This is a genomic window from Alkalibacter rhizosphaerae (assembly GCF_017352215.1).
Classification (GTDB): domain Bacteria; phylum Bacillota; class Clostridia; order Eubacteriales; family Alkalibacteraceae; genus Alkalibacter; species Alkalibacter rhizosphaerae.
The window spans coordinates 2,221,172-2,234,842 of record NZ_CP071444.1; the positions used below are offsets into that span (position 1 = coordinate 2,221,172).

Annotated in this window: 15 protein-coding genes and 1 tRNA gene; all 16 read left to right on the forward strand. The window is 45.7% G+C overall.

The features are described from left to right. Positions 1-198 precede the first annotated feature (198 nt). Positions 199-2,106 carry a threonine--tRNA ligase gene (thrS, locus tag J0B03_RS11005; RefSeq protein ID WP_207299645.1) on the forward strand — a complete coding sequence of 636 codons (1,908 nt, stop codon included), beginning with the start codon at positions 199-201 and terminating at the stop codon, positions 2,104-2,106. Between the two features lie 160 nt (positions 2,107-2,266). Then, positions 2,267-2,815, forward strand: coding sequence for a translation initiation factor IF-3 (gene infC, locus J0B03_RS11010; RefSeq protein WP_207299646.1), 549 nt, complete (start codon positions 2,267-2,269; stop codon positions 2,813-2,815). Between the two features lie 57 nt (positions 2,816-2,872). Continuing rightward, positions 2,873-3,067, forward strand: a complete 195-nt coding sequence (gene rpmI / locus J0B03_RS11015) for a 50S ribosomal protein L35 (RefSeq protein WP_207299647.1) — start codon at positions 2,873-2,875, stop codon at positions 3,065-3,067. 29 nt (positions 3,068-3,096) lie between these two features. Further along, positions 3,097-3,453 carry a 50S ribosomal protein L20 gene (gene rplT, locus J0B03_RS11020; protein ID WP_207299648.1) on the forward strand — a complete coding sequence of 119 codons (357 nt, stop codon included), beginning with the start codon at positions 3,097-3,099 and terminating at the stop codon, positions 3,451-3,453. Positions 3,454-3,522: 69 nt separating this feature from the next. Next, positions 3,523-3,609: transfer RNA gene (locus J0B03_RS11025), tRNA-Leu, on the forward strand. Positions 3,610-3,782: 173 nt separating this feature from the next. Then, entirely contained in the window at positions 3,783-4,334 is a 552-nt protein-coding gene (locus tag J0B03_RS11030) for a sigma-70 family RNA polymerase sigma factor (RefSeq protein ID WP_207299649.1), read from the forward strand. A gap of 3 nt (positions 4,335-4,337) precedes the next feature. Continuing rightward, positions 4,338-5,513 carry a DUF4349 domain-containing protein gene (locus J0B03_RS11035; RefSeq protein WP_207299650.1) on the forward strand — a complete coding sequence of 392 codons (1,176 nt, stop codon included), beginning with the start codon at positions 4,338-4,340 and terminating at the stop codon, positions 5,511-5,513. Between the two features lie 103 nt (positions 5,514-5,616). Further along, positions 5,617-8,286 carry a DNA polymerase I gene (polA, locus tag J0B03_RS11040; RefSeq protein WP_207301056.1) on the forward strand — a complete coding sequence of 890 codons (2,670 nt, stop codon included), beginning with the start codon at positions 5,617-5,619 and terminating at the stop codon, positions 8,284-8,286. Between the two features lie 12 nt (positions 8,287-8,298). Next, positions 8,299-9,261, forward strand: a complete 963-nt coding sequence (locus tag J0B03_RS11045; protein ID WP_207299651.1) for an RluA family pseudouridine synthase — start codon at positions 8,299-8,301, stop codon at positions 9,259-9,261. 6 nt (positions 9,262-9,267) lie between these two features. Further along, the gene (locus J0B03_RS11050; RefSeq protein ID WP_207299652.1) at positions 9,268-9,822 is read left to right on the forward strand and encodes a Holliday junction resolvase RecU; all 555 of its coding nucleotides are present in this window, start codon (positions 9,268-9,270) and stop codon (positions 9,820-9,822) included. Between the two features lie 7 nt (positions 9,823-9,829). Then, positions 9,830-10,297: a ribonuclease HI gene (gene rnhA / locus J0B03_RS11055; RefSeq protein WP_207299653.1), complete on the forward strand. Its 468-nt coding sequence runs from the start codon at positions 9,830-9,832 to the stop codon at positions 10,295-10,297. Between the two features lie 34 nt (positions 10,298-10,331). After that, entirely contained in the window at positions 10,332-10,931 is a 600-nt protein-coding gene (locus tag J0B03_RS11060) for a 5-formyltetrahydrofolate cyclo-ligase (RefSeq protein ID WP_207299654.1), read from the forward strand. Next, positions 10,924-11,562: a cobalamin B12-binding domain-containing protein gene (locus J0B03_RS11065; protein ID WP_207299655.1), complete on the forward strand. Its 639-nt coding sequence runs from the start codon at positions 10,924-10,926 to the stop codon at positions 11,560-11,562. The genes J0B03_RS11060 and J0B03_RS11065 overlap by 8 nt, the downstream gene beginning before the upstream one ends. Before the next feature lie 12 nt (positions 11,563-11,574). After that, positions 11,575-12,300 carry a GntR family transcriptional regulator gene (locus J0B03_RS11070; RefSeq protein WP_207299656.1) on the forward strand — a complete coding sequence of 242 codons (726 nt, stop codon included), beginning with the start codon at positions 11,575-11,577 and terminating at the stop codon, positions 12,298-12,300. A 92-nt stretch (positions 12,301-12,392) separates the two neighbouring features. Then, on the forward strand, positions 12,393-13,076 hold the full coding sequence (locus J0B03_RS11075) for a DUF1638 domain-containing protein (protein ID WP_207299657.1): 684 nt from the start codon (positions 12,393-12,395) through the stop codon (positions 13,074-13,076). 146 nt (positions 13,077-13,222) lie between these two features. After that, positions 13,223-13,666, forward strand: a complete 444-nt coding sequence (locus J0B03_RS11080; RefSeq protein WP_207299658.1) for a MarR family winged helix-turn-helix transcriptional regulator — start codon at positions 13,223-13,225, stop codon at positions 13,664-13,666. Positions 13,667-13,671 lie beyond the last annotated feature (5 nt).

The window sequence follows — 13,671 nt, forward strand, 5'->3', positions numbered from 1 at the left end:
GTGCAAAGCTGAAAGCACCTTTAAAACAGGGATCGATCATACCCCCTCCGAGTTGCAGGCTGAAGTACAGTAAGCCGTGCCGGGATGACCGTTACCAAAATGAGTGGATTCGATCAATTAGGGTGGAACCGCGTGCGTGCACGCCCCTTGCAAATGCAAGGGGCTTTTTTATATTTTTGAATATGGGAGGTTAAAATAATGATCAACATACGATTAAAAGACGGAAGTGTGAAAGAATACGAACAACCGACGACAGCCTATCAGGTGGCTTTGGACATCAGCGAAGGATTGGCCAGGGTGGCCTGCGCTGCAGAGGTGGACGGAGATCTGGAGGATCTTCGCAAGGTACTGGACAAGGACTGTGATTTGAACATTCTGACATTTGATTCGGATGGAGGAAAACACGCCTACTGGCATACTTCCACCCATATTATGGCTCAGGCGGTCAAACGGATCTTTCCAAAAGCTAAGCTGGCCATCGGACCGGCCATCGACAACGGTTTTTACTATGATTTTGACTTGGAGCGGAATCTGACCCCGGAAGATCTGGATACCATTGAAGCAGAAATGAAAAAGATCATCAAGGAAAAGATCCAGATCCAGCGGGAGGAATTGCCACGGGAAGATGCGATCCAACGGATGAAAGATCTGGGGGAAGACTACAAGGTGGAGTTGATCGAAGATCTGCCGGAAGACGCGGTCATCAGTTTTTACACCCAGGACGAATTTGTGGACCTGTGCGCAGGACCTCACTTGATGAATACCGGACAGGTAAAGGCGTACAAACTGCAGAGCATAGCAGGAGCCTATTGGAGAGGCAGCGAGAAGAACAAAATGCTGCAACGGATCTACGGGACTGCTTTCCCCAAAAAGGCCCAGCTGGACGACTATTTGGAACGTTTGGAAGAAGCGAAACGAAGGGACCACCGAAAACTGGGCAAGGAATTGGATCTTTTCTCCATTCAGGAAGAAGGTCCCGGATTCCCATTCTTTCATCCAAAAGGGATGATCCTTCGAAACATCCTTGAAAATTTTTGGCGGGAAGAACACACCAAACAAGGATACGAAGAGATCAAAACACCCATTATCCTGGATGTGGAGTTGTGGAAACGTTCCGGTCATTGGGACAACTATCGGGAAAACATGTACTTTACCACCATTGACGACCGGGACTTTGCAGTCAAACCCATGAACTGCCCGGGAGGCATGCTCATGTACAAGCGCACCATGCACTCCTATCGGGATCTGCCCATCAAGATGGCAGAACTTGGACTGGTCCATCGTCATGAATTGTCGGGTGCTCTCCATGGATTGATGCGGGTTCGAAACTTTACCCAGGATGATGCCCATTTGTACATGACACCAGATCAGATCAAGGATCAGATCAAGGAGATCATTGACCTGACGGACAAGATCTACAAAGTTTTTGGATTTACCTACCGGGTGGAATTGTCCACCAAACCGGAAAACGCCATCGGTGACGATGGGGATTGGGAGGTTGCCATCCAGGCCTTGCGGGAAACCTTGGAAGAAAAGCAGATCCCTTTCCGGATCAACGAAGGGGACGGCGCCTTCTACGGGCCAAAGATCGATTTTCACTTGGAGGACTGCATCGGCAGAACCTGGCAGTGCGGTACCATCCAGCTGGACTTTCAGATGCCGGAGCGGTTTGACCTCACCTATGTCGGGTCAGACAACGAAAAGCACCGACCGGTCATGGTCCATCGGACCGTATTGGGCAGCATCGAGCGCTTCATCGGTATTTTGATCGAACATTACGCTGGAGCATTTCCATTGTGGCTGGCACCGGAACAAGTCCGGATCCTTCCTATTGCACCCGCTTTCAAGGAACATGCAGAAAAGTTGTCCGCCATGTTGAAAGAAAATGACATACGGGTCCATGTGGACATGCGGGACGAAAAAATCGGATACAAGATCCGGGAAGCCCAAATGGACAAGATCCCGTACATGCTCATCATTGGCCAGAAGGAAGCAGACAGCAACAGCGCATCCATCCGCTCCAGAAAAGAAGGGGATCTGGGATCCATACAGCCGGAAGTGCTGTTGGAAAAATTGCAAAAAGAAATCAAAGAAAAATCAAATTGAGGTTTGACTTGAGGTGACGGTTGTGGTATCATTACTTGGTAACAAAGTAGAAGGTCCACTTCTCACCTTGGGTTGATGCAACCCGGGTTCATAGAAACCGTGTTTATCATGGCAGGTGGAACATTCTACCTGCCATTTTTTATAGGCAAGAAGGGCGCCAATGAGCGCAAAAATAAGATGGAGGTGTATACTTATCAGCAAAGAATTCCAAATCAATGAGCAAATCCGAGACAGAGAGGTCCGAGTGGTTGGCGATGATGGAGAGCAACTGGGGATCATGTCTTCGAGAGACGCCCAACAGATGGCCGATGAGAAGGAAATGGATCTGGTGAAGATTTCTCCCAATGCAAAACCGCCTGTTTGCAGAATCATGGATTACGGAAAATTCAAATACGAGCAGAGTCGTAAAGAGAAGGAAGCCAAGAAGAAGCAGAAAGTCATCAACGTGAAAGAAATCCGAATGTCTGCCGCCGTGCAGGACCACGATTTGAACGTCAAGGCGAAAAACTGCATCAAATTCCTGGAAAACGGAGACCGTGTAAAAGCATCGGTTCGTTTCCGAGGAAGAGAAATGGCATATACGGATTCGGGCAAGGAACTGTTGCTTAAATTCGCAGAGATCGTTTCAGAAGTGGGGAAAATCGAGAAACCGCCAAAAATGGAAGGGCGAAGCATGGTCATGTACCTGATGCCCAAAAAAGACAGCTAGAGATTGGACCCCGTTTGATTATAAAACTACGCTTACATACAGGAGGGAGGAAGCAAAATGCCAAAAATGAAATCCCACAGAGGAGCCGCAAAGAGATTCAAAGTGACAAAATCTGGAAAAGTTAAACGAGCAAAAGCATATAGAAGCCATATTTTGACCAAGAAATCTCAAAAGAGAAAGAGAAATTTGAGAAAGATTGGCTATCTGGAAGGCGCAGATGCCGCAAACGTAAAGAAAATCTTACCATATTGATGATAAAACAACAGATAGGAGGTTAAAAAATGGCAAGAGTAAAAAAAGCATTAAACGCAAAGAAAAAGCACAAGAAAATTCTAAAACTCGCTAAAGGCTATTACGGAGCAAAGAGCAAGCAGTTCCGACCGGCGAATGAAGCCGTCATGAGAGCCCTTAGATCCGCATATTCAGGAAGAAAGCAAAAGAAAAGGGATTATCGATCTCTATGGATCGCAAGGATCAATGCAGCTGCAAGAATGAACGACATCAGCTACAGCAGATTGATGCATGGTTTGAAACTGGCAGATGTCCAGATCGACCGAAAGATCCTGGCTGAATTGGCAGTAGCCGACATGGCCGCATTCACCCAATTGGTGGATGTTGCAAAGGCAAAATTGAACTAAAAAATAAGTCAATAAGTTCTTGACTTCCATACATTTGGTATGGTATTCTAATTCTTGTCTTCACGGGATGCCGAAGTGGTGGAATTGGCAGACGCGCTGGACTCAAAATCCAGTGAGGTAACACTCGTGCGGGTTCGACTCCCGCCTTCGGCACCATTTTTTATCGAAGATCATCCAAGAAGAACAAACCGGACATGTGCCGGTTTTTTTTATTTTTTGGGGAATAGTGTTTGGTTTTCTTTTTCTCCTGTTTTCGATATAATCAAATATAAGAACTCCAGGAACTATTTTGGAGCCCTTGCGTCTAAATAAGCAGAGGGGGTATTGAAATGGACCCGATCGAAAAAAATATTTTGGAAGATTTTCAAAAGGGGAATAAAGAGGCTTTTGGATTGTTGATGGAGAAATACGGCAATGCCGTATACAACATGCTGGCCCGGATGATTTCCGATCGAGAAGAAGCAAAAGATTTGACACAGGAAACATTTTTGAAAGCCTATCGAAACAGAAAAAACTTTCATGGCGACAGCAGCTTTTACACCTGGGTCTATAAAATCGCATTGAACAGCGCCCGGGATTATTGGCGGCGCAAAAAAGAAACCTACCCCTTGTCTGATGCCGATATCCTCCGGGACGAGAGCAGCCAGACGGAGCAGCTCGTCATGGAAAGACTGGATCATCAGATGATCCTCCAAGCCATCGACGGTTTGGAAGAAGAGTTTCGGGAAGCCGTCATTTTAAGGGACGTGCTTGGTTTGTCCTACCAGGAGATCGGCAACTTGACGGATGTGCCGGAAGGAACGGTAAAAAGTCGCATCAGCAGAGGACGACATCGATTGCGGGAAGACTTGAAGATGTTGCACCAAAAGAGGGAGGGGTGAATCATGGATCACGAAAAATACTTGGAGTGGATCAGCCGGGATCTGGATGGTGATTTGGATCCCAAGGAAAAGCAAGAGTTGGACGACCATTTGAAAACTTGTGAAGAGTGTCGGCTCTATCGGGACGACCTTCAAAAGATGACCGGTACATTGTCCCAGACGCCCAGGCTGACATTGGGATCTTCGGTCAAGGAAAGGACAGTGAAAGCGATGGGCCCGGACAAGAAAAAATATTTTTCCAACAGACGATGGTTGCCCTATGCGGCGGCATTGTTGGTGGTTTTTGTGTTGATCGTTCCCTTGATGAGCCGATTTTTGGGAGGCGGTTTCATGGGGAGCAACGACAGTGCTGCTGATAACGGCGGTTATCCGCAATTCGGTGGTGACGACAGTGAGCAGGGAATGGACGGAGGAGACATGGCCCCTGGTGAGGGTCGGGAGGATATGGATAAGGAAGGGGCAGAATCCCTCGGTGATTTTGATCCTACCAAGATCATCTATAATGGAAGCATCAGCCTCCATACGGAAGACTTGAAGAAAACCATGGAAGACATCATTGCATATACCAATGGGTTGGGTGGATTCATCCAGCAGTCCAGTTCGGATTTCTCCCAGCGGACAGAACAGGACGGTTCCCAGTCCGGTTATTTGGTTCTTAGGATCCAGTCCTCTGATTTCAACGATACCATGAAAGCACTGGAAGACTTTGGCGATGTGATCAGCAGCAACGTCAACACCACCAATATCACCCAACAATACCAGGACGTCAAGGGAGAATTGGACAGTTATCTCATTCAACAGGATCGACTTCTTGCCTACTTGGAAGAAGCGGAGACCATAGAAGACATGCTGACTATTGAGGAACAACTTGCCCGTGTTCGCAGCGAGATCAACTATCGCTCCACCATGATCAAGAATTGGGATACCCAGGTGGCTTATTCCACCATACAAGTTCATTTATACCAACGCAGCGTAGCCGTTAGCAAAGTCACCAGTCCATTTTCGGATTTTGGCGCCAGGATCCGGGACACTTTCGTGAAAAGCATAAACTACCTGCTTGCAAGCGTATCGAACCTGATCGTGATCTTGACAGGATTGCTTCCATTCATTGTGGTACTGGCGGCAGCCGGATTCCTGGGAAAGTTCTTGTGGAAAAAAAGAAAAAATAAATCCCAGTAAAAAACCTCTTCGGAGGTTTTTTTCATGAAATCAAATATTTATATGACGTCAAATTATGGTAAACTATATGGAGTAAAGGTGAAAAGGAAAAGTGATGGTGAATATGGAAAAAAAGCGTTTAATTATCATTGATGGATTCAGTCTGATCTACCGAATGTTCTATGGAGTGCGTCCCATGTCTACAAAAGACGGGATCCCCACCAACGTAGTTTATGGTTTTGCCAACATCCTGATAACCATTTTGGAATCGTTCCAACCGGATTTCATAGGCGTGGCTTTTGATGAAAAGAAACCGACGTTTCGCCACGATACGTACGAAGCATATAAAGCCGGCCGCCTGTTGATGCCGGAAGATCTGGAGATCCAAGTGGATTACGTCATGGAAATGCTGGAAAAGATGGACATCCACAAGATTTCCATGGAAGGATATGAAGCCGACGATCTGATCGGCACGGTCGCTAAGATCTGCAGCGACAACGGCATGGAAGTGGATATTTTGACGGGAGACAGGGATGCCTTTCAGCTCATTGACGACAACATCCACGTATTGTTTACCAAAAAAGGGATCAGCGAATTGGACGAGATCACCCGGGAAACCATTTTTCAGGATTATGGTCTCAGTCCCAAAGATCTGATCGATGTAAAAGGTCTTATGGGCGACAAATCGGACAACATACCCGGTGTTGCCGGCGTGGGTGAAAAAACGGCCCTTAAGTTGATCCAGACGTATGGAGATATGGAAAGCGTTTATGAAAACCTGGACGAGATCAAGGGAAAATTGAAAGAAAAACTGGAGACGGATCGAGAAAATGCTTTTTTGAGCAGGCACCTGGTGAAAATCATCCAGGACGTTCCCATCGATTTTGATTTGAACAATTACACGACTTTGGTGTACAACACACCGGAAGTGTTGGCTTTTTTTGAAAAGTTGGAGTGTTATTCCATCGTGAAACGTCTCCAGGGTGATGAGGAGTTCTTGGAGGGTGCCAAAGAGACCACGAATCATGAAATCATCGAAGTGGTGGAAGAAAAGCAGCTGAAGAAACTGGTGGAAACCATGCTGAGTAGACCCAAAGTGCCCTTCGTCTATTTTACCGAAAAAACCGATGTGGTGGAACTGAAGGCCTTTGCCGTATGTATGGATCAAGTATGCCACTATGTTACGGCGACCGCTTTCGACCAGGAAACCCTGGCTAAAACCCTGGCTCCCTTTTTTCGATCGAAAAAGACAGCCAAGGCTGGATATGATGTAAAAGCGATTTACACCTGGCTTTTTCAATGGGACATCTCCTTGAACGGGTTGATGTTCGATGGTTTTTTGGCGGCTTATTTGTTGGATCCTTCCGACAACCGATACGGCTTTCATGAGGTATCGTCAAAATATCTGGATGTTACCATACCTTCCGAAGACGATGTGTTTGGTAAAGGAAAAAATCAAACGACCTTTGATGAAACAGATGAAGAAAAAACCAGGGATCTCTTGTGTACCCGTGCTGCCTTGATGGACGACCTGCAAATGGCGCTGGAAAAAGCCATTGAAGAAAGCCAAATGAACCACCTGTTTCAGGATATCGAACTGCCCCTGGTGGAAGTGCTGGCCTCCTTTGAATATGAAGGGTTCAACGTGGACTTGGAGGAACTGAGACGACTGGATGAGGAGTTTGACAAGACACTGGAGGAATTGACGGAAAAAATCTACAAACTGACTGGGGAGACCTTCAACATCAATTCCACGAAACAGTTGGGAGAGGTATTGTTCGACAAGTTGCAGCTGCCGGTACAAAAGAAAACAAAAACCGGATATTCCACCAATGCAGAAGTGTTGGAAAAACTCAAAGGCATGCACCCTGTCATTGAAGAGATTTTGGATTATCGGACGGTTTCAAAGCTCAGCTCTACCTATGTGAAGGGGTTGAAGCAGTTTGTGAACAAGCGTACGGGAAGGATCCATTCCACCTTCAACCAAGCTTTGACCACCACGGGACGAATCAGTAGTTCGGATCCGAACTTGCAGAACATTCCCATAAAGATCGAGATCGGACGAAAGATCCGAAAAGTTTTTATCCCCTTTGAAAAAGATCACGTGTTGCTGGATGCAGATTATTCCCAGATCGAGCTGAGGGTCCTTGCCCATATTTCGGAAGACAAGACATTGATGGAGTCTTTTGTCCAAGGGGAAGACATCCACTCCAGAACGGCATCGGAAATTTTTGGCGTGGCATTGGAAAATGTTAAGCCGAAGCAGCGGATGTTTGCCAAGGCCATCAATTTTGGATTGATCTATGGAAAACAGGCCTATGGTTTGTCCCAGGATCTGGGGATCAGTCGAAAAGAAGCGCAGGAATACATCGATACCTATTTTGGACGGTACCCGAATGTGGAAAAATATATGAAGGATATCGTGGAAAAAGCGAAGGCGGATGGATTTGTCACTACCATCAGCGGCAGAAGGCGGTTTATTCCAGAGATCCATTCCAGAAATGCCATGATCGCCAAAAGCGGAGAACGGTTGGCCCTGAATACGCCCATTCAAGGAAGTGCAGCAGACATTATGAAGATCGCCATGATCAATGTATATCATCGACTTCGAAAAGAAGAACGAAGATCCAAATTGATCCTGACGGTACATGACGAACTGGTCTTGGATTGTCCAAAAGACGAAATTGCCGATGTAAAAAAAATCGTCGTGGAGGAGATGGAGCAGGCATTCCAGTTGAAAGTACCCATGACCGTGGACATATCGGAAGGAGCGAACTGGTATGAAGCCAAGTAAGGTGCTTGGGTCATGAGGGCGCTTCAGATCTCTGAAAACGAGGAAAACCAGCGTTTGGACCGCTTCTTGGGGAAATACTTGAACAAGGCGGCAAAAGGCTTTATCGGCAAGATCATCCGGAAAAAGTACATCAAGGTCAACGGTAAGCGGGAAGAGGGATCCTACATCTTGAAAAAAGATGATCGGTTGGAGCTTTTTTTAGCGGAAGACACCATACAAAAGTTTCGAGGCGGAAAGACGTTGCCGAAAGGAACCGCTGTAAAGAACCAGGAAGAACCGCCCATCGCATACGAGGACGAGCATTTGTTGGTATGGAACAAGCCTTCCGGGATCCTGACCCATGGAGCTGATGACGGGGTAGTGGAATCGGCCCTTCGATATTTGATGGACACCGGTGCCTATCGACCGGAAAAGGAAAGGATCTTTGTGCCCTCCAGCACCAACCGACTGGACAAAAATACCAGCGGTCTAGTCTTTATCCCGAAAGACAATCCCACCCGAATGGACCTCAACGAAAAATGGAGGATCGGTCAGGTAGAAAAATACTATATCACCCTGATCCATGGAAATTTGGAGAAAGCCTGTCGATTGGAAGGTTATTTGACGAAGGATGAAAAGGAAAACAAGTCCACAGTATGGCCGGATGAAAAAAAAGGCGGGAAAAAAGTGGTGACCATCCTGGAGCCGGTGAAAGGAAACGGGACATACACCCTGGTTCAAGTCGATCTGCATACAGGTCGGTCCCATCAGATCCGAGCTCATCTCCAATCCATTGGAATGCCGGTGATCGGAGATCCCAAATATGGAGATCCTGTGCTAAACAAACAATTTAGCGATCGTTATGGATTGAAAAACCAATTTTTGCACAATCACAAAACCGTTGTTCAAGACTACCAGAAGAATCAAGATCTGGTATTGGCGTCTCCTTTGCCGAAAGAATTGAAAAAAATCACAGACGATCTGTTCGGGAGGTGAAAGACATTGGCTTATTGGAACAGCAGGGGCCTTCGGGGGAGTACGTTGGAAGAATTTATCAACTTGACCAATGAAGAGTATTTGAAACATGGATTGGCAGTCATCCAGAAACTACCGACGGCCATAAAACCGATCCAACTGGACCCGGAAAAGCGGGTCATCCGCCTGGCATATTTTGAACAGAAAAGCACAGTGGATTACATGGGCAACATTCAAGGGATCCCTGTTTGTTTTGACGTCAAGGAGACGGGAAAGCAGAGCCTTCCCATTTCCAACATTCATGACCACCAGATGGAATTCATGGATCAGTTCAGCCGGCAAAACGGATTGGCTTTCATCATCGTTCAATTTACTGCAGTAGACCGATGTTTTCTATTGCCTTTTGAAGAGATCAAGCGATACTGGAACGCTGCAAAAGAAGGGGGCAGGAAGTCCATACCCTGGAAAGCCATGAACGAAGCATATGAAATCAAAAGAGAAGGACTTTTTTATCTGCATTATTTGAGAGCGGTAGAGGCATATCTTGTAGACTGCAACCCTGAAAATGAGACGATGGAGTGATGTGGCAATGAAGGAAGTTTTACTGTATACGGATGGCGGATGCCGCGGCAACGACACATCCAAGGACAATATTGGAGCAATAGGTGCAGTTCTCCTCTATCCGGAAAAGGGTCACAAAAAAGAAATAAAAAGAGCATATGAAAATACGACCAATAATCAGATGGAGCTGCAAGCCATTATCACAGGGCTGTCTTTATTGAAGGAACCTTGCAAGGTAACTGTATATTCCGATTCCGCCTACGTGGTCAACGCCTACAATCAGGACTGGGTAACAGGCTGGAAGATGAAGGGATGGAGTCGGGGAAAGAGCGGTGTCCTGAAGAACCGGGAGCTTTGGATGGAGCTGGACGAACTGGTGGGCAAGCACCAGGTAACATTTGTCAAGGTGAAGGGTCACAGCGACAACGAATTCAATAATAGGGCAGATCAGTTGGTCAATGAGGCCATGGATGAGTGGATCAAAAAAAACCATTAAAGGGTAGCATAGTTGAAAGGGGGTCCCTAGGGACATGGACAAAAAAGAAACGAGAAAACAAGTGTTGGATCAGCGAAAGACTTTTACGAAAGAATATGTGGAAGAAAACGGTCGGCAGATTTTTCAGAAAATCAAGGAAATGGACGTCTACAAAAGAAGCAGCATCGTGATGGCATATGTCAGCTTTGAAAACGAAGTGGATACCTTTCCCATGATTCAGGAAATGATCCAGGAAGGAAAAACCGTTATAACACCCATCTGCAATTTCAAGGATCGAACCATGAAACTGGCGGTGACCAGAAATTTCCCGGAAGGCTTTATGGAAACGAAATACGGGATCCTGGAACTACCCATGGATCATCCCGAGGCGGTGGAACCGGAGGAAGTGGATCTGATCATTACACCCGGGGTCGCATTTACCAGGGATGGAAAGAGATTGGGTTATGGCGCCGGATTTTACGATCGACTCCTTTCCAAAAAACGCCCGGATTGCCCAACTGTATGCCCAGCTTTTACGGAGTTTGTATTGGAAGATCTGCCAACGGATCAATATGATCTCCCTGTTGATTATGTAGTGACAAAAGATGAATTGATCGATACCAGAAAAGAGCGAGGGAGAATGGAACATGCATGAAGCATTGGTAAAAGCCATAACCGAGTTGAATGAGGAAAAAGTGCTCAAGATCATCAAAGCGGAACTGGAAAAGGGAACGGACAGCAACGAATTGTTGTCGGTCCTTCAGCAGGGAATGGACAATGTAGGCGCCTTGTATGAAAAAAGCGAGTACTTCATTGCTGACTTGATCATGTCCGGCATCATTTTTCGTGAAGTGCTGGATTTGGAGGCCATGCGATTCCATAAGGATTACGTTGGGGAAAAACCCGTCGGAACCATTATCCTGGGAACGGTTCGGGGAGACCTACACGATATCGGAAAAGATATCTTCAAAGACCTGGCCAACTCTGCCGGATTTCAAGTATATGATCTTGGGGTGGACGTGGACCCCAAAAAATTCGTGGACAAATATCTGGAAACCAAAGCGGATATCGTCGGCATGAGCGGTGTACTCAGCCTTGCCATAACAGGAATGAAGGAAACGGTGGATCTTTTTGAAGAAGCCGGACTTCGAGACAAGGTGAAGATCATCGTTGGCGGCAATCTGATCAATAAGGACTCGGCGGCATTCATTGGCGCTGACGGGCATTCCAACAATGCCATGGAAGGGTTGAAGATTTGTAAATCCTGGATCAAAAATAAGGCATAGGGAGGTGAATCCATGGGATCACCCATCTATTTAAAAATCGTAGAAGACATAAAAAGTAAAATCAATTCCGGGGAAATCAAACCTGGGGACATGATCAAATCAGAGAACATGTTGTGTGACGAATTCGATGTAAGCAGGATGACGGTCCGAAAATCTCTTACTGTTCTGGCCAGCGAAGGCTACATTTATTCTGTTCCTGGAAAGGGCAATTTTGTCAACGAACCCAATCAGGACAAATACATTCTATATTTCAATGAGATGACCAGCCTGGAAGGCAGCGTGGAAGACACCCAGTTGCTTGATGTCAACATCATCAAACCCACCATGGAGATCATCTTTCATTTGCAGATCCCGGAAAACAAAAGGGTGGTGCTGATCCGAAGGGTATTTCTAAGCGATGACAATCCGGTGGCCTACGACGTGAAGTACATTCCGTATTATCGAGGGATGCCCATCGTTGAAAAGGAAATACACTACGCAACATTTCCAGAGATCGTGGCAAAAAAGAAATCTCTTTTTGCCATCCATAAAGAATTAAAAATAAAAGTGCAAAAGCCTGATGAAGAAATTCAGGACATCTTGAACATTGATGTGACAGAACCGGTCATGGCCATCGAACAGCGGCTTTTGGATGAAGGCAACCGACCCATAGGGTGGGGTGTGACCTTCTTCAAGGGGGATTTTTTCCATCTGCAGGCCGTATCCACTTTTGTCGATCAAGGCAACAGTATTTATTGAATTTTTTCCATTTATTGACGTGAACGATTGTCAAAAAAACAGCGATGTGTTACAATAATATCATAACTTGTATATACATGTGAGGGAAAGACATGGCAAATTTGATCATAGCTTGTGATACATTAAAATATGAAGTATTGTTGGCCCAGGCAAGGACCGGAAATAAAGATCCGATCCACTGGGTGGACGGCATGCTGCACATGGACCCGGATCGATTGCGAAGCGAGTTGCAAAATCTGCTAGATCAAGACGGCTCATGGGATCATGTCTTATTTGCCTACGGCAATTGTGGAAATGGACTTGTGGGATTGCATTCAAAGAAATATACCGTCGTAGTCCCAAAAACGGCAGATTGCATATCCATGCTTTTGCATAAACGGGAAGAAACCATTACCCGAGACACTTATTTTTTGACAAAGGGTTGGATCGAACTGGAAAAAAATATCATCAAAGAATACACCCACTGTCTGGAGAAATACGGGGAAGAAAAGACCCGGCAAATTTTCCAAGTGATGCTGCATAATTACAATCACTTGATATTGATCGATTCCGGCGCTTATGACATTGAAGAGTATATGGATGTGTCGGAAGAACTTGCTCGAAAGATCCGTCTGGATTTCAGTGTCAAACAAGGTGGAGTCGGATTTTTGGAGAAATTGTTTTCAGAAAACTGGGATGATGAGTTTTGTGTGGTGGAGAAGGGCAAGTCCATCGGAATGGACGATTTTGGATTGTCTGGATTTACTCAAATCAACACGGTGCCGGACTTCATGTAGTAAAAGCACTTTCCGAAAGTAAGGGGGGGCTTTTATTTTTTTTTGTACAAATTGTAGAAACCATGTAAAATTATCGTTTTATGTTGCTTTATTCCAAGAAATTCAGTACAATATATTTTGATAGTCAAAGTATTTGGAGGAGTCCTATGAATGAAGTGAAAAACATTTTAAACGATACCCTGGTGCTGTTGTTCAACCTGGTCCTAAAAACCGAAGAAAAATTCCTGCATCAAGTCGGGTGCAAGGATCTGTCCATCAATGAGATCCACGTGATCGAGGCCATTGGCAAGAATGAGAATCCCACCATGGGACCTGTAGCAGCGGAACTGAGTGTTACTTTGAGGACATTGACCACCTCGGTCAACAACCTGGAAAAAAAAGAATACGTATTGCGAAAAAGAGGCGTCAAGGATCGACGGATGGTATTTTTGTCGTTGACGGAAAAAGGCCAGAAGATCTATGATCTTCACCGGGAATTTCACGACGACATGATCAATCAAATCGTCAACAATTTGAATAAAAGCGAAGAACAAGCATTGATGAAAGGGTTGAGTAATTTGATCGACTATTTCATGACAAATTATAAATAAGGGGT